This is a genomic window from Microvirga ossetica, from assembly GCF_002741015.1.
GTDB classification, from domain to species: domain Bacteria; phylum Pseudomonadota; class Alphaproteobacteria; order Rhizobiales; family Beijerinckiaceae; genus Microvirga; species Microvirga ossetica.
The window spans coordinates 1266808-1290588 of sequence record NZ_CP016616.1; the positions used below are offsets into that span (position 1 = coordinate 1266808).

Genomic DNA, 23781 nt, shown 5'->3' on the forward strand with positions numbered 1-23781 from the left:
TTAAGCATCTGCGGTGACGGATGCCGCTGCCGGAAGGTGGAACATGCGCTGGGAAGACTTTCGAACCTCGTCGAACGTGGAAGACCGTCGTGGCATGGGTTTGCCCGGAGGCGCGGGCGGGCTCGGGATCGGCACCATCGTCATTCTCGGCCTCATCGGCTGGGCCCTCGGCATCGATCCCCGCATCCTGATCGGCGGCGCCGAGATGATGAGCGGCGGCTCGGGGTACGAGCAGCAGCAGCAGCAGGGCCGCCAAGGTGCGCCTCAGGACGAGATGGGGCGCTTTGCTTCCGCAATTCTCGGCAATACGGAAGACGTGTGGAAGGATGTTCTGCCGAAGCAGGTCAACATCCAGTACAATCCGCCGAAGCTCGTGCTGTTCTCGGACGCCACCCGCTCCGGCTGCGGCGGCGCGCAATCGGCCATGGGGCCGTTCTACTGCCCGCTCGACCAGACGGTCTATATCGACCTCTCCTTCTTCCAGGAGATGCAGCGCCGGTTCCGCGCCGGCGGCGACTTCGCCTATGCCTATGTGCTCGCCCACGAGGTCGGACACCATGTGGAGAACCAGCTCGGCATCCTGCCCCGCGTCCAGGAGCGCCAGCGTCAGGTCGGACAGGCGGAGGCCAATCAGCTCTCCGTCCGCGTCGAGCTGATGGCGGATTGCCTCGCGGGCGTCTGGGCGCACCATTCCGATCAGCGCTGGAAGTCGCTCGAGCCAGGCGACATCGAGGAAGCGATCCAGGCTGCGTCGGCCATCGGCGACGACCGACTGCAGAAGCAGAGCCAGGGGCGGGTGATGCCCGACAGCTTCACCCATGGTTCTTCGGAGCAGCGCACGCGCTGGCTCACCACCGGGCTGAAGACCGGCCAGATCCAAGCCTGCGACACGTTCCGGGCAAGCCGGCTTTAACGGTAAGGGACGAGCGTCATCCCGGACGGCGAAGCCGATCCGGGATCGTTTAACAAGCGAAACGCACAAGCCCTCTCCCCCTTGTGGGGGAGAGCTGGAGAGGGGGGTGCGGGCGTTTCGTTCTGAGAGGTTGGTGCTCACACCCCCTCCCTGGCCCTCCCCCACAAGGAGGGAGGGGAATAGCGCCACACTCGTCACACCATCCCGGATCTCTGCTTACGCGCCGTCCAAGATGACACATGTGGAACCACCCCTCTTCCTGCGCTAAATGAATGTCGCGTATTCCAGAGCCTCCCCATGCCCGGCATCGACGATATCCTCCCGTTCATCCCGCTCAGCATCGCCGTGCTGACGATCTCCGATACGCGCTTGCTGGAGGAGGACAAATCGGGCGCCACGCTGGCCGAGCGGCTGACGAAGGCGGGGCATAAGCTTGCCGACCGCGCCATCGTGCCGGACGACATCGACGCGATCCGCGGCAGGGTGCAGGGCTGGATCGCAGACCCCGAGGTCGATGTGGTCATCACCACCGGCGGCACGGGCTTTACCGGCCGCGACGTGACGCCCGAGGCCATCGAGCCCCTGTTCGACAAGCGGATGGAGGGCTTTTCCGCCATCTTCCACCGCATTTCCTACGACAAGATCGGCACCTCGACGATCCAGTCGCGGGCGACCGCCGGCGTCGCCGGCACGACCTTCGTCTTCGTGCTGCCGGGCTCCCCCGGCGCCTGCAAGGATGCCTGGGACGGCATTCTGGCGAACCAGCTCGATTACCGGCACCGGCCGTGCAATTTCGTCGAGATCATGCCGCGCCTCGACGAGCACCTGAAGCGGGGCAAGCTGAAGGCCTGACTTACACGAGCGAAACGCTCTCCTCAATCGCGGAATCCAGAACCAGGTCGTCGCTGGCGCCCAGGAGCCAGAGGCGATCGATCTCGAACCGCAGGATCGTCCGGTCCCACCACTTGTCGATCAGCGCGGCCAGCGCTGCCGTCTCGGCCGCATCGAGATCGTCCGTCATGTTGTAGAGGCCGACCACATAAAGATCGGTCTCGCGGCAGCCCAGGCTGCGCTGGATCCGCCGGAAGACGTTCTCGCCGTTCCGGCATTCCGGATAGGCTCGAAGATACAGACGGCCGCGATTCACGTTTCCGGAAAACAGCCCGCGCAGCTCGACAGTGATCGGTCCGAGCTCGGTCAAGGCACGCCGCTTGTCCTCATCGAGCACCGGCGGCGTGCCCGTCGAGAGCGAACCGCAGATCGTCGCATGCAGCTTGTCCCTGCGCCTGTCCAGCAGGTCCCAGGCGATCTTGCCGGCAAAAGGCGATGCTCGCATCGCCGCGTCCAGATCGCGGTAGGCTGGCGATTGCTGCAAAAGATCGCTGAAAACTGGCAGCACGAGCGAGAACACCCGCTCGTGCCGGCCCATGACATACGATGTGCCCTCGCGACTCTCGATTACGCTCGGGTGGCCCGGCGCCACCAGGGGCAGGTGCGCGAGCCGATAGGTCTCGTCGAGGGCGAGCCCCTCCCCGGTCCCGAAACGGGTCCGGCTGCGCTCGTAGCCGAGCTCCGCGTCCGGACAGAAGACGATTGTCGGAGATGAGGGAGGCATTGCTGGTTCTTAACGGAAAACCGGATCGCGCTCGACGGTCGCGGCAAGGCGTACCGGCGTGCGCGGCTTCGTCTCGTTCATGAGGACGCGGCGATGGACGAGGTCTCCGCCGCGGACGGATGAGGATCCGAACAGGTTCAGGAGCGTTCCGATCGCGCCGCCGCGCGGCCGCCGCATCCGCGCCAGCCCGCGCTCGGGCTGGGAGAGGGCGACGAACCGGTCGAGCACGCGGATCCAGCCCTCCTGCGGGATATCGCCGTCATCGAGGCACAACAGCCAGTCGCGCCGCGCGTCCTTCGCGCCTTCCGTCCAGGATGCGCCCGGCGCCACGACGAGGGTCGCGCCGGCGGCATCCGCCACCTGCTCCAGGATGTCATCCGGCTTGTCCGCCAGGATGACGGCGTCGCCGATCAGCCCGGCGGCGACGGCCGGAACGAGGGCGCTCAAGGTGGCAGCCAGGGCCTCGGGTCCATGCGTGACGCGAACGAGAACGGTAATCATGTGAACACTATAGCTCCTCCGAATGCCTTCGTCGCTAGGACATTCTTGCCTCCCGCATCTTGATTTTGTTCCTGATTTGTTCTTAGAATTCGAAAGTTCCCGATGCCGGATTCGTTCGAGGCCGCCATGTCCGCCCGCGCCAAAGATTCCCCCCGCGACCCCTTCCACTTGCGGCCCGTAAAGCGCACGCCGCTGGAGGCGGCCGAGGCCGCGCGCCGGCGCATGGACGATCCGTCCTACCGCGTCGAGGTGGATCGCCGCCGGGGCCGGGGCGCCTCCGCGAACCCTTCAGGCCGCTACGAGCCGGCGCAGCGCGAAGGCTTCGACGACGGCTGGGAGATCGAGGAGGAACTGCCCTCCCTGCCGACCGAGGTGATTGTCGAGAAGCCGCGCACGATCATCGCCAAGAACGATTCGCCCGACATCCTGTTCGAGAAGTCGATCAATCCCTATCGCGGCTGCGAGCATGGCTGCTCCTATTGCTTCGCAAGGCCGACCCATGCCTTCCAGGGGCTGTCCTCGGGCCTCGACTTCGAGACCAAGATTTTCGCCAAGCCCAATGCGGCGGAGCTTCTGGAAAAGGAGCTGCGCGCGCCGAGCTACCAGCCGACCACCATCGCACTCGGCTCGAACACCGACCCGTACCAGCCGGTGGAGCGGCGGTTTCGCATCACGCGCTCGATCCTGGAGGTGTTGAGCCGGATGAACCATCCCGTCGGCATCGTGACGAAATCGGCCCTCGTCACCCGCGACATCGATATTTTAAGCCAGATGGCCGACCGGCAACTCGCCAAGGTCGCGATCTCGATCACCACCCTCGACCCGAAGCTCGCCCGCCGGATGGAGCCCCGCGCCGCCAGCCCGGCAAAGCGCCTCGAGACAATCCGCAAGCTCACGGAGGCCGGCATTCCGGTGTCGGTGCTGGTTGCCCCCATCATCCCGGCGATCAACGATCACGAGATCGAAGCCATCCTGAAGGCCTCCGCCGCGGCCGGCGCGCAGGAGGCGGGCTACGTGCTCCTGCGCCTGCCCCACGATCTCAAGGACCTGATGCGCGACTGGCTCGCCGAGCATTATCCGGACAAGCTCAAGCACGTGTTCACGCTGCTGCAGGAGGCGCGCGGCGGCAAGGATTACGACGCCGAGTGGAGCACCCGCCAATCCGGGGTCGGACCCTATGCCTGGATGCTCGGCCGCCGATTCGAGACCGCCGCCGAGCGCCTCGGACTGAACAAGCGCAACCTGCGCCTGCGCCAAGACCTGTTCAAGGTGCCGCCGAAGGAGACAGGGCAGCTGAGCTTGTTTTGAGACACTCGGCAGGTGTCATCCTGGACGCCGCGAAGCGAAGATCCGGGATCGGTTGGCCAGTAAAGCGCTGTCATCCCGGGGCCGCGCAGCGGAGCCCGGGATCCATAACCACGACGGTGCTCTGACTTAGCATTGCCGGCGGATATGGATTCCCGCCTACGCGGGAATGACAGTGTCGAGTCTCCAATGCCACATCCTGCACCCGATCCCGGATCGGCTCCGCCGTCCGGGATTATGGACGGCTGCGACTCTCGTGACCGCTCGTCGGGGATGACAAAGCAGCCCCCTTCCCGCTTTCATCCTCCCATGACCGCACCGATTCGCGCTCCCCGCCTCCCGGACCTCGGCCTCGACCGCGAGCTTTCCGCCCGCGCCGGCGGCTATACCTGCATCGCCGGGCTCGACGAGGTCGGGCGCGGGCCGCTGGCGGGGCCAGTGGTGTCGGCGGCGGTGGTGCTCGATCTGGAGCGTGTGCCGCAGGGGCTGGCCGATTCGAAGGCGCTCACGGCGGCGCGGCGCGAGGTTCTGTTCGCCGAGATCGTGGCGACGTCCCATGTGGGCATCGCCTCGGTGTCGCATCAGGAGATCGACACCATCAACATCCGGCAGGCCTCGCTGCTCGCCATGTGCCGGGCGCTCGCGGCTTTGCCCTGCACGCCGGATCTCGCCTTCGTCGACGGCAACGACCCGCCGCGCCTTCCCTGCGCGACGGAAGCGGTCATCATGGGTGATTCGAGCATCGCCTCCATCGCGGCGGCCTCGATCGTCGCAAAAGTGGTCCGCGACCGCATGATGGCGAGGCTCGGACAAGCTTATCCCGCCTATGGTTTTGCCAGCAATGCGGGCTACTCGACGAAGGCGCATCTCACGGTGATCGCGAGCGAGGGTCCCTGCCCGTTCCATCGCCTAAGTTTTTCACCCCTGCGCCAAGGGTTACTGGACCTGTAACCGAGCTTAACGGCGGTTAACCCGAAAAGATCAATCTTTTCAATAAGTCGGCAAGATTTGCCGACCCAAAATAGCACGTCATTTTTTCCGCTTGGAAACTTCATCTTTACCCTAACGGACCATGATCCTGAGTGTCAGTTGCGTAACCGGTGATCACCCATGGGTACCTTGCGTACCGGGGCTGCCGGCGCCGCCTCCCGGATCCATGTCTCGCGTACCGGGCGGGCTGCGCCGGCTCCTCGGACGGGGCGTAAACCGCCCCTCTCCGTTCTGCCGTATTCTCTTCCTCTCAATGAGATTCTTCTCGGCGACTGCATCGCCAATCTGGAGAAGCTTCCTCCCGAGAGCGTGGACGTGGTCTTCGCGGATCCGCCCTACAATCTCCAGCTCGAACAGGCGCTCACACGTCCGGACCAGAGCCTCGTCGACGCGGTCGACGACGACTGGGACAAGTTCGCGAGCTTTGCCGACTACGACGCGTTCACCCGCGCCTGGCTTGTCGCCGTGCGCCGCGTGATGAAGAAGAACGCGACGCTCTGGGTGATCGGCTCCTATCACAACATCTTCCGCGTCGGCGCAGCCCTGCAGGATCTCGACTTCTGGATCCTGAACGACATCGTGTGGCGCAAGGCCAATCCGATGCCGAACTTCAAGGGCCGCCGCTTCACCAATGCGCACGAGACCATGATCTGGGCCTCGAAGAGCGCCGAATCGAAGGGCTACACCTTCCATTACGATGCGCTCAAAGCCGGCAATGAAGACGTGCAGATGCGCTCGGACTGGTTCATCCCCATCTGCACCGGCGACGAACGCCTGAAGGATGCGCAGGGGCGGAAAGTTCACCCGACGCAGAAGCCGGGAGCGCTGCTCGCCCGCGTGCTGCTGTCCTCGTCCAATCCCGGCGACGTGGTGCTCGATCCCTTCTTCGGCTCCGGCACGACCGGCGCCGTCGCCAAGATGCTCGGGCGCAACTTCATCGGCCTCGAGCGCGACCCCACCTATGCCAAGGCGGCGCGCAAGCGCATCGACGCGGTCGAGCCGCTCTCCGATGTGTCGATTGCCGCAGCGCCGGAAAAGCGCACGGAAGTGCGCGTGCCGTTCCTCTCCCTCATCGAGGCCGGACACGTGAAGGCGGGCGAGACGCTGGTGGACGAACGCCGCCGTCACAAGGCCGTGGTGCGCGCCGACGGAACGCTCGCACTCGGCGCCATCGTCGGCTCGATCCACAAGATCGGCGCGCTGACGCAAGGATTCCCTTCCTGCAACGGCTGGACCTTCTGGAATGTGGAGCGTGGCGGGAAGCTCGTCTCCATCGACGAGTTCCGCGCCAAGGTGCGGGCGGAGCTGGCGGCCTAAAGGGTTTCCTGCGACATCTCAAATCTGTTAAAGGGCTGGCCGTGCGCTGGCCCTTTTTGCTTTGCGCACCAAAGCATCGGGCCCAAAAGTGGAAACCACTTTTGGGATCGATCCCGATGCTCAGCTTAACTGGCGCATCGTTCGGAGCGGAAAACCGGGTCCACTTTTCCGCACGATGCGCTAGCTTTTCGTCACAGAGGCGTCATCCAACACCGCTAGCGCGGGAAAAGCCGTACCGAAAGAGAGGAACTGTCCCGTGTCCTTCAAGCGCCTTCTGCCCCTGCTCGCCGTTCTCGTGCCTGCCTTCGCCCAGGCTCAAGGGCTCTCCGGCAATCTCGTTCTCTATACGAGCCAGCCCAACACCGACGCCCAGCAGACGATCGACGCCTTCAAGGCGAAGAACCCGGGCGTCAACGTGACCTTCGTCCGCGACGGCACGCCGAAGATCCTGGCCAAGCTGAGCGCCGAGTTCGAAGCCGGACAGCCTCAGGCCGACGTGCTGCTGATCGCCGACAGCGTCACCATGGAAGGCCTCAAGAAGGAGGACCGGCTGCTGGCGCACGAGAAGGCGGACGTCTCCGCCTATCCCGCGGGCATCCATGACCCTCAGAAATTCTGGTTCGCCACCAAGCTGATCACCACCGGCATCGCCTACAACACCAAGGCCTCCTTCAAGCCCACGTCCTGGCTCGATCTCACGAAGCCGGAGGTCAAGGGCCAGCTCGTCATGCCGAGCCCGCTCACCTCGGGCGCGGCGCTCATCCATGCCGCGACGCTCACCGGCAGCATCGAAGGCGGCTGGAAATATTACGAGGCGCTGAAGGGCAACGACGCGGTGGCCGGCGGCGGCAACGGCGACGTGCTCAAGCAGGTGGCCGGCGGCCAAAAGCTCTATGGCGTCATCGTCGATTACATGCCGATCCGTGAGAAAGCCAAGGGCGCGCCCATCGAGTTCGTATTCCCGAAGGAAGGCGTGTCGGCGGTGTCCGAACCCGTCGCGATCCTCAAGAGCACGAAGAACGCCGACGCCGCGCGCGCCTTCGTCGATTTCGTGCTCTCGAAGGAGGGACAGGACTTGGCGCTGAAGCAGGGCTACATCGCCGCGCACCCGGCCGTCGCGCTGCCCGCCGGCTATCCCGCGCGCGAGCAGATCAAGGTCATGGGCTTCGACGCGGCAAAAGCGCTTTCGGACGAGACCAAGAACAAGGCGGCCTTCGCCGACATCTTCGGACAGTGAGACATTCCACACCGAGCAGGTCGTTCCTGGAGCGGGGAGGTTTCGGCCTTCTCGCTCTCGTCGTTCTGATCGTCTTCGCCTTCGATGTCCTGCCAGCGGCACGCCTGCTGCTGACGGCGCTTGCTCCAGGTGGCGTCTTCAATCCCGACGCGGCGCTCGCTGCATTGTCGAGCCGCTCGGCGCTGAATGCAGCTCGTGCGACGCTCGAAACCGCTTTCCTGTCGAGCCTTCTCGCGCTGCCTCTCGGCGTCGCCATGGCCTTCGCGCTCGGTGTTACCGACATGCGCGGGCGGCGTCTCGTCTCGTTCCTCTTCGTTCTGTCGGTGATGATCTCGCCGCAGGTGATGGCGCTGGCCTTTCTGCATCTCGCCGGTCCCGCCTCGCCGATCCTCAACACGCTGGGCCTCGCGCCGGAAGCCGGTAGCGCCAATCCGATGCTCGGACGCGGCGGGATCGTGCTGGTGATGGGGCTGCATCACGCGCCGCTCGTCTATGTGGTGATGAGTGCCGGCTTGAAGCGCATTCCCTCCGCCGTCGTGGAAGCGGCCCGCATCGACGGCGCGCATCCGATGCGGATCGTCACCGATCATCTTCTGCCGCTGCTGCGCCCGCATCTCGTCAGCGCGGCGCTGCTCGCCTTCGTCGCCGGCATCGGCAATTTCGGCATTCCGGCTCTTCTCGGCGCACCGGTGAATTATCTCACCCTGCCCGTTCTCATCTATCGCCGCCTGTCGAGTTTCGGCACGAGCATCCTCGGCGATGTGGCGGCGCTCGGCCTTCTCGTCGCCGCCATCGCCATCGTCTGCGTCGCGGCGAGCCAGTTCCTGATGCGCAGGAGCAGCGTTCATCTCGAGGAGGACGCGCCGCTGCAGCCGTTCTGGCCTCTCGGCCGCCTGCGCGCGCCGACCGAGATCGTCGTCGCTCTCGTCATCGGCGTGACCCTCATCCTGCCGATGCTCTCGCTGCTGACAACGGCGCTCGTGCCGTCCTACGGTATGAAGCTCAATCTCGCGACGATCACCCTCGACAACTTCACCGAAGTGCTGGCGCGCCAGGACGTGACGATCCGCGCCTTCACCAACTCGCTGCTCTATGCGGGCGGCGCCGCATGCCTGCTGGCCGTTCTGTCCGTACTGCTTGCCTACGGCCTCGTGCGCCTGATGGCATACGGAAGAACGGCCGCAATCGCGCTGCTCGAAATCGCCTACGTGCTGCCGGGCATCGTGCTCGCCATCGCCTGCATTCTGCTGTTCCTGAAGCCGCTGCCGCTCGTCGGCGTTTCGCTGTACGCCACGCCGTGGGTCATCGTCTTCGCCTATCTCGCGCGCTTCCTGTCCGTGACGCTCAAGCCCGTGCTTGCGGGAATGGAGCAGATCGACATGGCGCAGGAGGAAGCGGCCGCCATCGACGGCGCCAGTCTCGCGCAAAGGCTCGTCGACATCGTCCTGCCCTCGCTGCTTCCCGCGGCCGTCGCAGGCGGGCTCATGGCCTTCCTGCTCGCCTTCAGCGAATTGACGGTCTCTGCCCTGCTCTGGTCGGCGGGAACGGAAACCATCGGCGTTGTGCTCTACAACCTCGAAGAGGCGGGCCTGGCGAGCCAGGCTTCCGCCGTCGCGGTCGTGATCGTCGCGGTCGTCACGGTGGCGATGCTCGCCCTCGATGCCCTGGGTCGCTATCTGCCGGCTGGCACCCTGCCCTGGCATTGCGATGTGGAGAGCGGAATGCAGACACGTGCAAGGCCAGCTCAGTCATCCAACGGCGCCATACCGATCGGAGGGATGAAGCCGAGGCCGGCACTCGGGACCTGACAGACCGCGCTCTCACCAAAACTGAAGAGCTCTCCCACGCTCCTGGCGGGCTGCAGGCTTCAAGGCTTTGCGCGATGGTGCACCATGCCCTGGAACATTCCCCCTATGCCGAACCCGGTTCAGCGCTTTAGCATCCTCTCATGGCTTCTTCGTCTCTCGATCCCTTCCGCCTCGCCTTCACCGAACCGTCCTGGGACGATCTGCGGATCTTCCTCGCTGTGGTGGCTCATGGATCGATGAACAGCGCCGCGAAGGCGCTCGGCCAGAGCCAGCCGACCGTCGCGCGGCGCATCAAGGTGCTGGAGGAAACCTTAGGAATCTCGCTGTTCCAGCGCGGTCCCAACAATCTCGACCTGACGGAGGTCGGGCAGGCCGTGTACGAAGCCACCGCTCCCATGGGCGATGCGGCCGCCATCGTCTCGCGCACAGCCGCCGCCTACCGCCCCGATCCCGACGCGCCCGTGCGGATCACGGCGACCGCCTCGGTGACGCTTTTTCTGTCGCTGCACTCCGCGGCCCTGCACGAGGCCGCCTCCCCGGTGGAAATCGCCTATATCCCGACGAGGCAGCGGCTCGATCTCGCCTCGGGCGAGGCCGATATCGGCCTCAGGATGCGGTCCCTGCCGGAGGGCACGGACGATCTCGTGGCGCGCAAGATCGGCCAGATCGCCTTCGCCATGTATGCCCGCACGGAAAACCCCAAAGCCGTCATCGCGCCGCCGGAGGACCCGACCCTCTCGCGCCAGGCGGCCTATGTGGCCGAGTTCGCGCAAGGCCGCACCATCGCCGCCCGCATCGGCGACATGCCGATCCGCTACCAGGCGGCGAAGGCAGGCCTGGGCGCCGCCTTCCTCCCCTGCTGGCTCGGCGATTCGGACCCGGATCTCATCCAGGTGGTGAAGCCCGAGGGCGACCTGATCGAGGACGTCTTCCTCGTCATGCACCGCCGCAGCCGCAACCGCCCGAACGTGACGCGGGTGGCCAACGCGCTGGCGGCTCTGTTCAAGCAGAACCAGAAGGCGCTGGTGGGCGGTTGAGACGGTTATTTCTTCCCTCCCCCTTGCGGGGAGGGATCGAGGGTGGGGGTCGTAAAGTCTGAGCTCAACGCTTCATTGAAAGCCCGCGAGGCGAATACCGTGCATCCCCACTCACAGCCGGGAGAGGGAGGATCGCGCATCTCTGCAACTGCTCACCCAGTCGCACCACCCCCACCCCTGCCCCTCCCCGCAAGGGGGAGGGAAAACGCGCGTTATCCTGAAAGCAAGGTCAGGCGTTCTTCGCCTGTTTAGCGGAGGCCTTCGGCCCCGGGATCTCCCCCAGCGCATGCACCAGCACCTTCTTCATGGCGCCGGGCAGCGCCTCCTCGTGGAGCTGGAGCCGGGGGGTCCAGCGCATGTCCTGCGGCGCGGGCGTGCCTTTCGCGACCTTGGCGAAGAGCACCGTGAGTTCGAGCGGAAAATGGGTGAAGACGTGGCGGACCGTGCCGGGAAGCCGCTGCCAGCGCGCGTCGATGGGGGCGTCGAGCACGGCGCGGGAGGGCTCGTAATCCGGCTCCCAGGTGCTGGTCGGCGGCTCCGCCATGCCGCCGAGCAGGCCCTGCGGCGGGCGGGTGCGGAGCAGGATCCTGTCGTCGGCGCGCAGAACCACGAAGGCCGCGCCCTTGCGCAGCTGCCCGCTTTCCTTCTTCTGCTTGCGCGGAAAGGTCTCCTGCAGACCTTCGGCCCGGGCACGGCAGGGCACCATCCAGGGGCAGAGCGCGCAGGCCGGGCGCTTGGGCGTGCAGATGGTCGCGCCGAGGTCCATCACCGCTTGCGCGAAGTCGCCGGGCCGGTCCTCGGGCACCAGCGCTTCCGTCAGGGCACGGATCAGGGGCTTGGCCTTCGGCAGCGGTTCCTCGACCATGAAGATGCGGGACATCACCCGCTCCACATTGCCGTCCACCGCCGCAGCCCTCTCGTCGAAGGCGATGGCCGCGACCGCCGCCGCCGTATAGGCGCCGATGCCGGGAAGCTTCAGGAGCTCGGCGTCCGTGGAGGGGAAGCGCCCGTCATGCTTGTCCACAACCGCCTTGGCGCAGGCATGGAGATTGCGGGCGCGGGAATAATAGCCGAGACCGGCCCAGGCATGCATGACCGCCTCGCTCGGCGCCTCGGCGAGGGCCTGGATGGTCGGGAAGCGTTCCAGGAAGTTGAGGTAATAAGACCTGACCGCCGCGACCGTCGTCTGCTGGAGCATGATCTCGGACAGCCAGACGCGGTAAGGATCAGCGGTCTCACCCGGCCTGGCGCGCCACGGCAGGTCGCGCCGGTGACGGTCGTACCAGACGAGAAGATCCTGCGGGTCGGGCTTGGTCGCGCTCGAAGCGGGCGTTAACATGTGACGTGGAATAACCATCCTCACCGCATATTCCAACGCGGCTTTTGGACATTCAACATGAGACGACCGAGGCCTCTGGCCCGCCCCCTCGCCGAGTTTCTCGACGTTTGCCTGTCTCCCAGCCTGGCGGCGCAGGGCTTTGCCACGTCCGACATCATCATGGCCTGGGCCGAAATCGTCGGCGAGCGGCTTGCCGCCTTCACCCAGCCGCTCAAGATCGAGTGGAAGCGCAAGGCCCCGCATGCCGACCCGGAGGCGCGGCCGGACCCGGCAACCCTGGTGATCAGGGTGGAGAGCGCCTTCGCCCTCGAGCTGCAGCACCTTGCGCCCACGATCATCGACCGGGTGAACACCTATTACGGCTGGCGCTGCATCGGGAAGCTGGTGCTGAAACAAGGACCCGTGCGGCGTGTCGAGAAGAAGCGCCCGGCCCCGCCCGTCCTCAGCCAAGCGGATCGGGATAAGGTCGGCAGGGCCGTCGAGCCCATCGAGGAGGAGCCCTTGCGGGCGGCTCTCGACCGGCTCGGCCAGGCCATCGTCAGCTCCGGTTCACGCACGAAAGCGTGACATGGCTGGCGCTTGCCAGGAATGGCAAGGCATTCTACCGCAGGACGAAATCTCTTCAGGAGCCCTCCCACGATGATCACCCGGCGTCAGACGCTTCAGCTTCTCGGGACCGCAGCCGCGACCGCCTATCTCGCCACGAGCCTGCCGGCCTTCGCCCAGAACGTGTCCGTTCAGGACCTCGCGGTCCCCGGACCCCTCGGCGATGCGGCTCTGGGCCCGGAAAACGCCAAGGTGACGATCGTCGAGTATGCCTCGCTGACCTGCTCCCACTGCGCCAATTTCCACACGACGACATGGCCGGAGCTGAAGAAGCGCTACATCGACACCGGCAAGGTGCGTTTCGTCCTGCGCGAATTCCCGCTCGATCCGCTCGCCACGGCCGGCTTCATGCTCGCCCGCTGCGACGGCAACGACAAATATTACCCGATCACGGACCTGCTGTTCGAGCAGCAGCGGAACTGGGCCTTTACCGACAAGCCTCTGGACGCCCTGCGCGGCCTCATGCGCCAAGCGGGTTTTTCACAGGAAAAATTTGAAGCTTGCCTCAAGGACCAGAAACTATATGACGCAGTCAACGCGGTGAAGAACCGGGGTATTGAGCAGTTCCGTGTGGACTCCACGCCGACTTTCTTCATCAATGGTCAGCGTCATCCTGGAAGCCTGTCGATCGATGAGATTGAAAAGGTCATCAAGCCTCTGCTGGGAGAGTAACCTCCCTCACCCTGCCCTTCGGGCATCGGGCCCAAAAGTGGTGCCCACTTTTGGGATCAATCCGATGCCCTCTCGCTTAATGCGCGCATCGTTCGAGGCGGAAAACCGGATCCACTTTTCGCTGACGCGGCCCTCTGGGTCCGCACGATGCGCTAGCGGGCGGGACGGGAAGGCGCGTCCATGAAGCTGACGCGCCTTCGCATCGCCGGCTTCAAGACCTTCGTCGAGCCCACCGACTTCCTGATCGAGCCGGGGCTGACCGGCGTCGTCGGCCCGAACGGCTGCGGCAAATCCAACCTCGTCGAGGCCCTGCGCTGGGTCATGGGAGAGAACTCCCACAAGAACATGCGCGCCACGGGGATGGACGACGTCATCTTCTCCGGCTCCTCCGGCTCAGGGGGTCGTCCGGCCCGCAACTGGGCCGAGGTGATGCTCACCATCGACAACGCCGAGCGCACGGCGCCTGCCGCCTTCAATGATACGGATCTCCTGGAAATTTCGCGCAAGATCGAGCGTGAGGAAGGCTCGACCTACCGGGTCAACGGCAAGGAAGTGCGCGCCCGCGACGTGCAGATCCTGTTCGCGGATGCCGCCACCGGCGCGCGCTCCCCGGCCCTCGTCCGCCAGGGCCAGATCAGCGAGATTATCTCCGCCAAGCCCCAGGCCCGCCGCCGCATCCTGGAGGATGCTGCCGGCATCGCGGGCCTCCATGCCCGCCGCCACGAGGCGGAGCTGCGTCTCAAGGCCGCCGAGGACAACCTGGTTCGCGTCGAGGACGTGATCCGGGAGCTGGAGAGCCAGATCGAGAGCCTGAAGCGCCAGGGCCGCCAGGCCTCGCGCTACAAGAACCTGTCCGCCGAAATCCGCCGTCTCGAAGCCCTGATGTATGCCATCAGCTTCTCGGAGGCGCGGGAGCAGGCCGCCACCGCAGAGCGCCAGGTCGCCGAAGATCTCAAGGCCGTCGCCGACGCCACCGAGGAGCAGACCCGGGCCGCCACCGGCCAGGCCGTCGCCGCCCACGCGCTTCCCGCGCTGCGCCAGGAGGAGGCTGCCGCCGCCGCAGCCCTGCAGCGGCTGACCCACGCCCGCAACGAGCTCGAATCGGAGGAGCGCCGCTCCAAGGATCGCGTAACGGAACTGGAGCGCCATATCGGCGATCTGAACCGCGACATCGCCCGCGAGGCGGCCCAGCGCACGGATGCCGAGGCCACTATCGAGCGCCTTCAGTCGGAGGCCGCCGAGATCGCGCTCACCACCGACGAGGCGGACGATGTTCGCGCCGAGGCCGAGGAGCGCCTCCGTTCCGCCGAGGCCGAGCTGGCCGAGGCCGAAGCGGCCTTAAGCGCCCTCCAGGCCCAGACCTCCGATCTCAACGCCCGCCGCGCCGCCCTGGAGCGCGCCGTGCGCGAGGAGATGGAGCGCGCCTCCCGTTTCCGATCCGAGAAGGAGCGCCTCGAGCGCGAGATCGCGGCGCTCTCCGCCTCGCCCGAGGACGGACCGTCCCTCGACGACCTGCGCGAGGAAGCGGCGATCGCCGAGGAAACCGCTCAGGAAGCCGAAGAATCGGTGATCGAGGCGCGCGAGACCCTCGCAGCCGCCCGCGAGGCGGAAAATCGCCTGCGTCCGCCACTCAACGAGGCCGAGCGCAAGGCGCAGCGGCTCGAAACCGAGGCGCGCACCCTCGCCAAGCTCGTCACCTCCGCCACCGGCGACCTCTGGCCCCCGGCCGTCGACCAGATCACGGTCCAGAAGGGCTACGAGACCGCGCTCGGCGCGGCTTTGGGCGACGATCTCGAAGCCTCGATCAACCCTTCGGCTCCGCACCATTGGGCGGAAACCACGTCCGGCGAAGGCGATCCGGCCCTGCCGGACGGCGTCCGTTCTCTCGCTGACCTCGCCCAGGCGCCCGCCGCGCTCCAGCGCCGCCTGCGCCAGATCGGCGTGGTGAGCAAGACCGACGGCCTGCGCCTGCGCGGCGTGCTGAAGCCCGGCCAGCGGCTGGTTTCCACGGAAGGCGACCTGTGGCGCTGGGACGGCTTCACCGCCGCCGCCGAAGCGCCCTCGCCCGCTGCCCGTCGCCTCGTCGAAAAGAATCGCCTCGGCGACCTGGAGCGTGAGGCGGCGGAAGCCCGCGAGCAGGCGGAGCACCTGCGCCACGAGGCGGAGGCCGCGCTCGAATCCGTCCGCAAGGCGGCCGCGCACGAGATGCAGGCGATCGAGGCCGCCCGCCAGACCCGGCAGGCGCTCGATGCCGCCCGGACCCGGCTAGTGGTTGCCGAACGCAAGGAAGCCGAGCTCGGCCAGCGCCGCTCGGCCCTTCAGGAAGGCCTGACTCGTCTCTCGGAAAGCGAGGGGGAGGCGCTGGAGCGCGTGCAGGATGCGCAGGAAGCCCTGCAGGACCTCGCCCCAGCACCGGATCTCGAAAGCCGTCTGCTCGAAGAGCGCACCCGCGTGGCGGAGCGCCGGGCCGCCGCCTCCGAGGCACGCGCCGCCCTGCAATCGCTCATGCACGAGGCCGAGCTGCGCCGCCGCCGGCAGGATGCCCTTGCCTCCGATATCCGCCTCTGGACCGAGCGCGCCAGCCGCGCCGCCAGGGCCTTCGAGGATCTGGGCGAGCGCCTCGAGCGGGCCCAGGATGAGCACCAGCGCCTGCTGGAGGCCCCCGACACCTATCTTCAGCGCCGCCGCGCCCTCATGGCCGAAGTCGAGCAGGCCGAGGCGAAGCGCAAGGAAGCCGCCGACCGCCTCGCCGACGCCGAGACGCACCTCTCGGAGAGCGATCGCACCGCCCGCGCTGCCCTGGAGGCGCTCTCCGCCGCCCGCGAGGCCCGCGCCGGGTCGCAGGCCCGCCACGAGGCTGCCGTGGCGCGCCTCGCCGAGATCACCCGCACCATCGCGGAGAACCTGGAGACATCCCCGGCCGGCCTCATCGAGCTAGCCGGCCTGAAGGAGGCGACCGAGCTTCCGCCCCATGGAGAGATCGAATCGAAGCTTCACTCCCTCAAGAACGACCGGGAGCGCCTCGGCGCCGTCAACCTGCGCGCCGACGAGGAGCTGAGCGAGCTCGAGACCAAGCACAACGGCATCGCCGGCGAGCGGGACGACCTCGTCGAGGCCATCAAGCGCCTGCGCCAGGCCATCGGAAGCCTCAACCGCGAAGGCCGCGAGCGCCTGCTTGCCGCCTTCGACGTGGTGAACAACCATTTCCAGCGCCTCTTCACCACCCTCTTCGGCGGCGGCACGGCGGAGCTGACCCTGGTCGATTCGGACGACCCCCTGGAAGCGGGCCTCGAAATCCTCGCCCGCCCCCCCGGCAAGAAGCCCCAGAGCATGACCCTGCTCTCGGGCGGCGAGCAGGCCCTGACGGCCACCGCCCTGATCTTCGCCGTGTTCCTCACGAATCCCTCGCCGATCTGCGTGCTCGACGAGGTGGACGCGCCGCTCGACGATGCCAACGTCGAGCGCTACTGCGCCCTTCTGGACGACATGGCGCGCCAGACCGAGACCCGGTTCGTGGTCATCACTCACAACCCGATCACCATGGCGCGGATGGACCGCCTCTTCGGCGTCACCATGGCCGAGCGGGGCGTCTCGCAGCTGGTCTCCGTCGATCTGCAGAGCGCAGAGCGCATTCTTGAGGTAGCCTAAGGCTTTCAGCCTCGCCTTGCTTCAGCCGCAAAAACGTGTGGGCTTTGCCCTCCCGGCAGCCCAAAAACCACCTTATGGCAGCATTATCAAAGACTTATCACTTTTCAGTCGGTCCTTGACAGGGGGGACCCCCGCTCATATGGTGCGCCCGGCTTTCGGGGCTGGCTTCCAAGCATTTTCCCGCATCGCTTGAAAGGAGATCGCAATGGCGGACCCTCACGAGCGGAACGGTGAAAATGAGCGGAAACCGGGCAGCGCCGACGATGCCGATCTGTCAGCGAGGCTGAAGTCGCTCGACGCGCGGATCTCTCAAGCATCCGCGCATCGAGCCGAGTCTGAACCTCGCGCCCGTCCGACGTCAGATTCCAGCGCCCTCGGCCAAGCCTTCAGGCTATCGGCCGAATTCGTTGCAGGAGTTGCCGCCGGCGGGATTTTGGGTTGGCTTGTCGATCGTCTGTTCGGGACATCCCCTTGGGGTCTGATCGTTTGTCTGATACTCGGCTTCTGTGCCGGGATGCTCAACCTGATGCGAGCAGCCGGGATGGTCAAATCCGCCCGGTATGACGACAAGCGGTGACGGACTTAGGCTTTCGAACGCCGAACGGCATTGGACAACAGCGAACTTTGAGAGCGGATCATGGCGAGCCCGATCGAACAATTCCAGATCAAGCCCATCATTCCGGTCATCAGCTTCACCAACTCGTCCCTGTTCATGATCGGCGCTGCCGCCGTGATCGTGGGCGGCCTTCTCTACGCCACGCGTAAGCGCGCCGTCGTTCCGGGCCGCGCCCAGTCGGTGGCCGAGGTGCTGCACGACTTCGTCGCCAACACGCTGGTCGATGCCACGGGCAAGGAGGGGATGAAGTTCTTCCCCCTCGTCTTCTCGCTCTTCATGTTCGTGCTGACGGCAAACCTGCTCGGCATGATCCCGGGCTTCTTCACGGTTACCAGCCACATCATCGTCACCTTCGCCCTCGCCCTGCTCGTGATCGGCACGGTTGTCGTCTACGGCTTCATGAAGCACGGCACCCACTTCCTCGGCCTCTTCGTGCCGTCGGGCGTTCCGGCGTGGCTCCTGCCCTTCATCGTGGTGATCGAGCTCATCTCGTTCCTCTCCCGCCCGATTTCGCTCAGCCTGCGTCTCTTCGCGAACATGCTCGCGGGACACATCGCGCTGAAGGTTTTCGCAGGCTTCGTCGTGACGCTGCTCGGCGCCGGCGGTGCCCTGACGATCCTCGCTCCGCTGCCGCTCCTCATGGCGGTTGCTCTCATGGCGCTCGAGTTCCTCGTCGCCGCTCTGCAGGCCTACGTCTTCACGGTGTTGACCTGCATCTACCTCAACGACGCGCTGCACCCGGGCCACTAGGTCTGCGCTGAGTTACTCCCCTCCCTCCCGATCACAGTATTCCCAAGGAGATCACAATGGATCCGATCGCTTTCAAGTACCTCGGCGCGGGCCTCGCCTGCATCGGCATGGGCCTCGCCGCCATGGGCGTCGGCAACATCTTCGGTAACTTCCTGTCCGGCGCCCTGCGCAACCCGTCGGCCGCCGACGGCCAGTTCGCCCGCGCCTTCATCGGCGCGGCGCTCGCAGAAGGTCTCGGCATCTTCTGCCTCGTCGTCGCTCTCGTTCTGCTGTTCACCTAATCTCAAGACGGTGATCGGGGGGTCGAGGCGCGCAGGCGCTTCGCCTCGACAGGAGTGACGGCGGCTTGAACCGCCGTCATTCATGTTTCCGGCGCATCGTTCGACGCGGACCTCCGGTTCGCGTCGAACGATGCGCCGGTTAAAGGACTGAGCATCGGATTGATCCCGAAGGTGGAGGCCACTTTTGGGTCCGATGCTAGGATTGTTCATCCTTTAGGATCTGCTCCATGGCTCAGGCTCAGACGACCCATGCCACAACAGAGGCCCCCGGCGGCGCTCACGAGGATATCGGCTTTCCGCCCTTCGAGACGGAAACCTATGCCGGTCAGCTCCTCTGGCTGGCGATCACCTTCGTGGCGCTCTACACTCTGCTCTCACGGCTGGTCCTCCCGCGCCTGGGCGGAATCATCGAAAACCGCCGCGCGACGATCGCCAGCGATCTCAACGACGCGGCTGCCATGAAATCCCGCGCGGAAGACGCCGGCACCGCCTACGAGCGGGCGCTCGCCGAGGCCAAGGGCCGCGCCCAGTCCCTGGCTCAGGAGACCCGCGCCAAGCTGTCCGCCGAGAGCGACGCCAAGCGCAAGGCGCTCGAGGCCGACCTCAACCAGCGTCTCGCCGAGGCGGAGACCACGATCACGGCCAAGAAGACCGAGGCCATGAGCCACGTGGACGCCATCGCTCGCGACGCCGCTTCCGCCATCATCGAGCGCCTGACCGGCAAGGCTCCGGCTCCGACGACGGTCGAGGCCGCTCTCAACAAGATCAAGGCCTGATCGGGAGGTCCGCATGTTTCAAAGCGCTGAATTCTGGGTTGCGGTCGCCTTCGTCATCTTCTGGGGCATCCTGTTCTATTACGGCGTTCCCGGGAAGGTGCTGGGCCAGCTCGATACCCGCGGCAAGCGCATTGCCGGTGAACTGGCCGAGGCCAAGCGCCTGCGCCAGGACGCCGAGCGGCTCCTCAAGGAATACGAGTTGAAGCGCGCCGCCGCCGAGCGCGAGGCTGCCGACATCGTCTCCAGCGCTCGCGACGAGGCCGAGCGCCTGGCCCGCGAGGCGCAGGAGAAGATGGCCGACTTCGTGAAGCGCCGCACGGCCACCGCCGAGGCGAAGATCGCCCAGGCCGAGGCCCAGGCCTCCGCCGAAGTGCGCGCCGCCGCCGTGGACGCCGCCATCAAGGCCTCCGAGCGCGTCCTGCGCGACGAGATCATCGGCGCCAAGGCCGCCTCGCTCCTGACGTCGAGCCTCAACGACGTACGCACGAAGCTGCAGTAGAGGCTTCGTATCGGACGAAAGATTTCGAAGGCCGCCCCTCGAGGCGGCCTTTCTGTTTGGAGAATGCGATGCTGCTGATCTTCGATTGCGACGGCGTCCTGGTCGATTCTGAGGTGTTGAGCTGCCGGATCGACGCGGAGTTTCTGACTGAGATTGGCATTCCCTACACCACTGATGAGATCGCACAGCAATTCCTTGGCGTCAGCCTGAAAACGATGATCGCGCGCATCGAGGCCGAGCGGAACTGCAAGCTTCCCGACGATTTCAGCGAAAGACTCAACAGCATTCTGTTCGCGCGTTTCGAGACCGACCTGAAGCCGATCGAGGGTGTGCGCGAGGCCATTCTCTCCCTCCCCTACCCGCGCTGCGTCGCCTCCTCCTCCGTGCCGGAGCGGATCGCTTTATCCTTGCGCATCACCGGGCTGTCGGACCTGTTCGACGATATCTTCAGCTCGACTCAAGTTCCGCGCGGCAAGCCGGCCCCGGACCTGTTCCTTCATGCGGCGAGCAGCATGAAGGCCCGTCCCGAGGATTGCGTGGTGATCGAGGATTCCGTTGCAGGCGTTCAGGCGGCTCTTGCTGCCGGCATGCGCGTCATCGGCTTTACCGGCGGCGGGCATTGCGGGCCGGATCACACGGAGAAGCTGCGGCAGGCCGGGGCGCCAGTTGTCATTGAGAGAATGGCGGACTTGAAGAGCACGGTGCAGGATATGATCCGCGCTTAAACCCTCTCCCCTCCGCGGGAGAGGGTGGCCCTCGCGTCAGCGAGGGTCGGGAGAGGGCCGTTCTCCTCTGAGGACCCAAAGATCTTTCTGAAAGTCGAAGGATGATTGGGTACTGCGGGCTTGGCTCGCACTGCCCCTCTCCCGACCTGCTTCGCAGGTTACCCTCTCCCGCAGAGGGGAGAGGGTTGTTCGCTTACTCCGCCGCTTCCGCCACCGGCGCGGGCGGCGTCCATTTCAGAACCGGGTTCCTCGCCGCGCGGGTCTCGTCGAGGCGGCGGCGTGGGGCATGGTACGGCGCGCCGGTGAAGCGCTCGGTCTCGCCGTTCTTCGCGGCCATGGCGAGGTCTCGCAGGGTCGCGATGAAGAGGTCGAGCGATGCCTTCGATTCGGATTCCGTCGGCTCGATCAGCATGGCGCCATGCACCACCAGCGGGAAGTACATGGTCATCGGGTGATAGCCCTCGTCGATCATGGCCTTGGCTACGTCGAGGGTGGTCACGCCCGTATCCTTGAGCCACGCATCGTCGAACAGAACCTCGTGCATGCAGGGCTTGTTGCCGAAGGGCAGCGACAGGAGATCGGCGAGACCGGCGCGGATGTAGTTGGCGTTGAGCACGGCGTCCTCGGAGGCCTGCTTCATGCCGTCCGAACCATGCGAGAGCATGTAGGACAGCGCGCGCACATACATGCCCATCTGGCCGTGGAAGGCGGTCATGCGGCCGAAGGGCTTCTCGGCGGCGTCAGATTCCTGCTCCACCAGCTCGAAGCCATCCTTGCCGGCGCGCACGAACGGCACCGGCGCGAAGGGCGCGAGGCGCGCGGAGAGCACCACCGGACCGGAGCCCGGCCCGCCGCCGCCATGCGGCGTCGAGAAGGTCTTGTGCAGGTTGATGTGCATCGCATCGACGCCGAGATCGCCGGGACGCGCTTTACCGACGATGGCGTTGAAGTTGGCGCCGTCGCAGTAAAAGTAAGCGCCCGCGTCGTGGATCGCCTTCGCGATCTCCGCTACCTGGGGCTCGAAGAGGCCGCAGGTGTTGGGGTTGGTGAGCATGATCGCCGCCACGTCGGGGCCGAGACGCTCCTTCACGTCCTCCACATGCACCCAGCCGTCCTCGCGCGCCGGCACGGGCTTCACCTTGAAGCCGATGAGCGCGGCGGTCGCCGGGTTCGTGCCATGCGCCGAATCGGGCACCAGCACCACGTTGCGCGTCGCGCCTTCGCCCTTCGCCTCGATGGCGGCCTTGATCGCCATCATGCCGCAGAGCTCGCCATGGGCGCCGGCCTTCGGCGAGAGCGCCACGGCCGTCATGTTGGTGAGCGTGATCAGATAGCGCCCGAGCTCGTTCATGAGCTCCAGAGCACCCTGCACGGTCGAGACCGGCTGCAGCGGATGTGCATCGGCGAAGCCCGGCAGGCGCGCCACGCGCTCGTTGAGGCGCGCATTGTGCTTCATGGTGCAGGAGCCGAGCGGGAAGAGGCCCGTATCGATGCCGTAGTTCTGTTGGCTGAGGCGCACGTAATGGCGCATGGTCTCGGGCTCGGAGAGACCCGGCAGGCCGATGGCCTCCTTGCGCTCCAGCCCGCCGAGGCGCGGCTGGAAATCCTCCGGCTCGTCGAGATCGACGCCGGTCGTGTCATAGCGGCCGATCTCGAACAGCAGCGGCTCGACCTGCGCCAGCGCCTTGTTGCCGGTGAAGGTCGGATGCGCAGTCGTGCCGGCCTCGCCGGCGGAAGAGGGACGTCCCTGGCGGTTCAACATCACAGAACCTCCTTCAAGGCGGCAACAAAGGCCGCGCGGTCATCATCGGTGTTGACTTCGGTGGAAGCGACGAGCAGCAGATTGTCGAGGCCGGCGCCGGGCAGGAGGCGCGACACGGGCACGCCCGCAAGCACGCCCCTCTCGGCGAGACGCTCGACCACTTCGGCCGCAGGCTTTGCGAGCTTCACGGTGAACTCGTTGAAGAACGCCCTGTTGAGCACCTCGACGCCTTTTACGGCGGCAAGCTTGTCCGCCAGCTTCACCGCATTGGCATGATTGATGCGGGCAAGGCGCGAGAGACCGGCTTCGCCGAGCAGCGTCATGTGGATCGTGAAGGCGAGCGAGCAGAGCCCCGAATTGGTGCAGATGTTCGACGTCGCCTTGTCGCGGCGGATATGCTGCTCTCGGGTCGAAAGCGTGAGCACGAAGCCGCGGTTGCCGTCCGCATCCACCGTCTCGCCGCAGAGGCGGCCCGGCATCTGGCGGATATATTTCGACTGCGTGGCGAAAAGGCCCACGTAAGGACCGCCGAAATTCAGCGCGTTGCCGATCGACTGCCCCTCGCCCACCACGATGTCGGCGCCCATGCTGCCGGGCGATTTGAGGAGGCCGAGCGACACCACCTCCGTGAACACGGCGATCAGCAGCGCGCCATGCTGGTGCGCCTTGTCGGCGATGGGCTTCAGGTCGCGCACATTGCCGAACACGTCCGGCGTCTGCACGACGACGCAGGATGTGGCGTCGTCGATCTGCGAAAGGATGTCCTCGGAGCCGCCAACATCCGGCGCCAGGGTGACGACTTCATCGCTCGCCATGTCGGAGAGCGTCCTCACCACATCGGCATAATGCGGATGCAGACCACCCGAGAGCACCGCCTTGCGGCGCCTGGTGACGCGGTGCGCCATGAGCACCGCCTCGCCCGTCCCGGTGGAGCCGTCATACATGGAGGCGTTGGCCACTTCCATGCCGGTGAGCGCAGCCACTTGAGTCTGGAACTCGAAGAGATATTGCAGCGTGCCTTGAGCGATCTCCGGCTGATACGGTGTGTAGCTCGTCAGGAACTCGGAACGCTGGATCAGGTGATCGACGGTCGCAGGCACATGGTGCTTGTAGGCGCCGGCGCCGACGAAGAACGGCACGCTCGAGGCGGCAATATTCTTCGCTGACATGCGGGAGAGGATGCGCTCCACCTCCAGCTCGCCCTTGCGGCGCGGCAGATCCACCGGCTTCTTCAGAAGCAGGCTCTTCGGCACGTCGGCGAACAATTCATCGACGTGATTGACACCGGTCCGCGCGAGCATCTCGCCGCGGTCGGTGTCGGACAAAGGCAAATAGCGCATCGGCGAAAAACCTTGGATGAGTTAGAGCATTTTCCGCAAAAGTG

22 protein-coding genes are annotated in these 23781 nt (G+C 65.9%); 17 read left to right on the forward strand and 5 right to left on the reverse strand.

Going from position 1 to position 23781, the window contains the following annotated elements:
• The first annotated feature begins 43 nt into the window (after positions 1-43).
• Together ypfJ and moaB are read left to right on the forward strand one after the other, a co-directional pair.
• Positions 44-913, forward strand: a complete 870-nt coding sequence (ypfJ, locus tag BB934_RS05930) for a KPN_02809 family neutral zinc metallopeptidase (RefSeq protein WP_099508803.1) — start codon at positions 44-46, stop codon at positions 911-913.
• A gap of 297 nt (positions 914-1210) precedes the next feature.
• Positions 1211-1765, forward strand: coding sequence for a molybdenum cofactor biosynthesis protein B (gene moaB, locus BB934_RS05935; RefSeq protein WP_099508804.1), 555 nt, complete (start codon positions 1211-1213; stop codon positions 1763-1765).
• Position 1766: 1 nt separating this feature from the next.
• On the opposite strand, the gene BB934_RS05940 is transcribed toward moaB, so the two are convergent.
• Both BB934_RS05940 and BB934_RS05945 read right to left on the reverse strand, forming a co-directional pair.
• Positions 1767-2528 (reverse strand): hypothetical protein, encoded by a 762-nt coding sequence (locus tag BB934_RS05940; protein WP_099508805.1) that lies wholly within the window; start codon positions 2526-2528, stop codon positions 1767-1769.
• A gap of 9 nt (positions 2529-2537) precedes the next feature.
• The gene (locus BB934_RS05945) at positions 2538-3029 is read right to left on the reverse strand and encodes a glycosyltransferase family 2 protein (RefSeq protein ID WP_099508806.1); all 492 of its coding nucleotides are present in this window, start codon (positions 3027-3029) and stop codon (positions 2538-2540) included.
• 222 nt (positions 3030-3251) lie between these two features.
• On the opposite strand from BB934_RS05945, the gene BB934_RS05950 reads away from it, so the two are divergent.
• The 6 genes from BB934_RS05950 (at position 3252) to BB934_RS05975 (ending at position 10723) form a co-directional block, all read left to right on the forward strand.
• Positions 3252-4337 carry a PA0069 family radical SAM protein gene (locus BB934_RS05950; RefSeq protein WP_237050294.1) on the forward strand — a complete coding sequence of 362 codons (1086 nt, stop codon included), beginning with the start codon at positions 3252-3254 and terminating at the stop codon, positions 4335-4337.
• Positions 4338-4643: 306 nt separating this feature from the next.
• Positions 4644-5285 (forward strand): ribonuclease HII, encoded by a 642-nt coding sequence (locus tag BB934_RS05955; RefSeq protein ID WP_237050200.1) that lies wholly within the window; start codon positions 4644-4646, stop codon positions 5283-5285.
• Positions 5286-5444: 159 nt separating this feature from the next.
• Positions 5445-6641 (forward strand): site-specific DNA-methyltransferase, encoded by a 1197-nt coding sequence (locus BB934_RS05960; RefSeq protein ID WP_237050201.1) that lies wholly within the window; start codon positions 5445-5447, stop codon positions 6639-6641.
• A 256-nt stretch (positions 6642-6897) separates the two neighbouring features.
• Positions 6898-7878, forward strand: coding sequence for an ABC transporter substrate-binding protein (locus BB934_RS05965; protein ID WP_099508807.1), 981 nt, complete (start codon positions 6898-6900; stop codon positions 7876-7878).
• Positions 7875-9686, forward strand: coding sequence for an ABC transporter permease (locus BB934_RS05970; RefSeq protein WP_099508808.1), 1812 nt, complete (start codon positions 7875-7877; stop codon positions 9684-9686). Before BB934_RS05965 ends, BB934_RS05970 begins: the two co-directional genes overlap by 4 nt.
• 140 nt (positions 9687-9826) lie before the next feature.
• Complete coding sequence (locus tag BB934_RS05975; RefSeq protein ID WP_099508809.1) at positions 9827-10723, forward strand: LysR family transcriptional regulator; 897 nt, start codon at positions 9827-9829, stop codon at positions 10721-10723.
• A gap of 229 nt (positions 10724-10952) precedes the next feature.
• On the opposite strand, the gene mutY is transcribed toward BB934_RS05975, so the two are convergent.
• A complete protein-coding gene (mutY, locus tag BB934_RS05980; protein ID WP_099508810.1) occupies positions 10953-12062 on the reverse strand; it encodes an A/G-specific adenine glycosylase in 1110 nt (369 codons plus the stop codon).
• 57 nt (positions 12063-12119) lie between these two features.
• Here mutY and BB934_RS05985 point away from each other — a divergent pair, with 57 nt between their 5' ends.
• The 9 genes from BB934_RS05985 to BB934_RS06025 all read left to right on the forward strand — a co-directional run bounded on the left by BB934_RS05985 (position 12120) and on the right by BB934_RS06025 (position 20635).
• Positions 12120-12629 (forward strand): DUF721 domain-containing protein, encoded by a 510-nt coding sequence (locus tag BB934_RS05985; RefSeq protein ID WP_237050202.1) that lies wholly within the window; start codon positions 12120-12122, stop codon positions 12627-12629.
• Between the two features lie 72 nt (positions 12630-12701).
• Positions 12702-13340, forward strand: coding sequence for a DsbA family protein (locus BB934_RS05990; RefSeq protein ID WP_099508811.1), 639 nt, complete (start codon positions 12702-12704; stop codon positions 13338-13340).
• Between the two features lie 180 nt (positions 13341-13520).
• Entirely contained in the window at positions 13521-16988 is a 3468-nt protein-coding gene (gene smc, locus BB934_RS05995; RefSeq protein WP_099508812.1) for a chromosome segregation protein SMC, read from the forward strand.
• A 205-nt stretch (positions 16989-17193) separates the two neighbouring features.
• On the forward strand, positions 17194-17565 hold the full coding sequence (locus BB934_RS06000; RefSeq protein WP_099508813.1) for an AtpZ/AtpI family protein: 372 nt from the start codon (positions 17194-17196) through the stop codon (positions 17563-17565).
• Between the two features lie 60 nt (positions 17566-17625).
• On the forward strand, positions 17626-18354 hold the full coding sequence (locus BB934_RS06005) for a F0F1 ATP synthase subunit A (protein WP_099508814.1): 729 nt from the start codon (positions 17626-17628) through the stop codon (positions 18352-18354).
• 56 nt (positions 18355-18410) lie between these two features.
• Positions 18411-18635 (forward strand): F0F1 ATP synthase subunit C, encoded by a 225-nt coding sequence (locus BB934_RS06010; protein WP_099508815.1) that lies wholly within the window; start codon positions 18411-18413, stop codon positions 18633-18635.
• 227 nt (positions 18636-18862) lie between these two features.
• Positions 18863-19411: a F0F1 ATP synthase subunit B family protein gene (locus tag BB934_RS06015; RefSeq protein ID WP_099508816.1), complete on the forward strand. Its 549-nt coding sequence runs from the start codon at positions 18863-18865 to the stop codon at positions 19409-19411.
• A gap of 13 nt (positions 19412-19424) precedes the next feature.
• Complete coding sequence (locus tag BB934_RS06020; protein ID WP_099508817.1) at positions 19425-19910, forward strand: F0F1 ATP synthase subunit B family protein; 486 nt, start codon at positions 19425-19427, stop codon at positions 19908-19910.
• Between the two features lie 68 nt (positions 19911-19978).
• A complete protein-coding gene (locus BB934_RS06025) occupies positions 19979-20635 on the forward strand; it encodes an HAD family hydrolase (RefSeq protein WP_099508818.1) in 657 nt (218 codons plus the stop codon).
• A 193-nt stretch (positions 20636-20828) separates the two neighbouring features.
• Here BB934_RS06025 and gcvPB read toward each other — a convergent pair whose 3' ends face one another.
• Entirely contained in the window at positions 20829-22397 is a 1569-nt protein-coding gene (gene gcvPB, locus BB934_RS06030) for an aminomethyl-transferring glycine dehydrogenase subunit GcvPB (RefSeq protein ID WP_099508819.1), read from the reverse strand.
• A complete protein-coding gene (gene gcvPA, locus BB934_RS06035) occupies positions 22397-23737 on the reverse strand; it encodes an aminomethyl-transferring glycine dehydrogenase subunit GcvPA (RefSeq protein ID WP_099508820.1) in 1341 nt (446 codons plus the stop codon). The genes gcvPB and gcvPA overlap by 1 nt, the downstream gene beginning before the upstream one ends.
• Between the last annotated feature and the right edge of the window lie 44 nt (positions 23738-23781).

Bases quoted from the DNA above. Each gene is read 5' to 3' on its own strand.
- ypfJ (WP_099508803.1), top strand. From the start codon at position 44: ATGCGCTGGGAAGACTTTCGAACCTCGTCGAACGTGGAAGACCGTCGT.
- moaB (WP_099508804.1), top strand. From the start codon at position 1,211: ATGCCCGGCATCGACGATATCCTCCCGTTCATCCCGCTCAGCATCGCC.
- BB934_RS05940 (WP_099508805.1), bottom strand. From the start codon at position 2,528: ATGCCTCCCTCATCTCCGACAATCGTCTTCTGTCCGGACGCGGAGCTC.
- BB934_RS05945 (WP_099508806.1), bottom strand. From the start codon at position 3,029: ATGATTACCGTTCTCGTTCGCGTCACGCATGGACCCGAGGCCCTGGCT.
- BB934_RS05950 (WP_237050294.1), top strand. From the start codon at position 3,252: ATGGACGATCCGTCCTACCGCGTCGAGGTGGATCGCCGCCGGGGCCGG.
- BB934_RS05955 (WP_237050200.1), top strand. From the start codon at position 4,644: ATGACCGCACCGATTCGCGCTCCCCGCCTCCCGGACCTCGGCCTCGAC.
- BB934_RS05960 (WP_237050201.1), top strand. From the start codon at position 5,445: ATGGGTACCTTGCGTACCGGGGCTGCCGGCGCCGCCTCCCGGATCCAT.
- BB934_RS05975 (WP_099508809.1), top strand. From the start codon at position 9,827: ATGGCTTCTTCGTCTCTCGATCCCTTCCGCCTCGCCTTCACCGAACCG.
- mutY (WP_099508810.1), bottom strand. From the start codon at position 12,062: ATGTTAACGCCCGCTTCGAGCGCGACCAAGCCCGACCCGCAGGATCTT.
- BB934_RS05985 (WP_237050202.1), top strand. From the start codon at position 12,120: ATGAGACGACCGAGGCCTCTGGCCCGCCCCCTCGCCGAGTTTCTCGAC.
- BB934_RS05990 (WP_099508811.1), top strand. From the start codon at position 12,702: ATGATCACCCGGCGTCAGACGCTTCAGCTTCTCGGGACCGCAGCCGCG.
- smc (WP_099508812.1), top strand. From the start codon at position 13,521: ATGAAGCTGACGCGCCTTCGCATCGCCGGCTTCAAGACCTTCGTCGAG.
- BB934_RS06000 (WP_099508813.1), top strand. From the start codon at position 17,194: ATGGCGGACCCTCACGAGCGGAACGGTGAAAATGAGCGGAAACCGGGC.
- BB934_RS06005 (WP_099508814.1), top strand. From the start codon at position 17,626: ATGGCGAGCCCGATCGAACAATTCCAGATCAAGCCCATCATTCCGGTC.
- BB934_RS06010 (WP_099508815.1), top strand. From the start codon at position 18,411: ATGGATCCGATCGCTTTCAAGTACCTCGGCGCGGGCCTCGCCTGCATC.
- BB934_RS06015 (WP_099508816.1), top strand. From the start codon at position 18,863: ATGGCTCAGGCTCAGACGACCCATGCCACAACAGAGGCCCCCGGCGGC.
- BB934_RS06020 (WP_099508817.1), top strand. From the start codon at position 19,425: ATGTTTCAAAGCGCTGAATTCTGGGTTGCGGTCGCCTTCGTCATCTTC.
- BB934_RS06025 (WP_099508818.1), top strand. From the start codon at position 19,979: ATGCTGCTGATCTTCGATTGCGACGGCGTCCTGGTCGATTCTGAGGTG.
- gcvPB (WP_099508819.1), bottom strand. From the start codon at position 22,397: ATGTTGAACCGCCAGGGACGTCCCTCTTCCGCCGGCGAGGCCGGCACG.
- gcvPA (WP_099508820.1), bottom strand. From the start codon at position 23,737: ATGCGCTATTTGCCTTTGTCCGACACCGACCGCGGCGAGATGCTCGCG.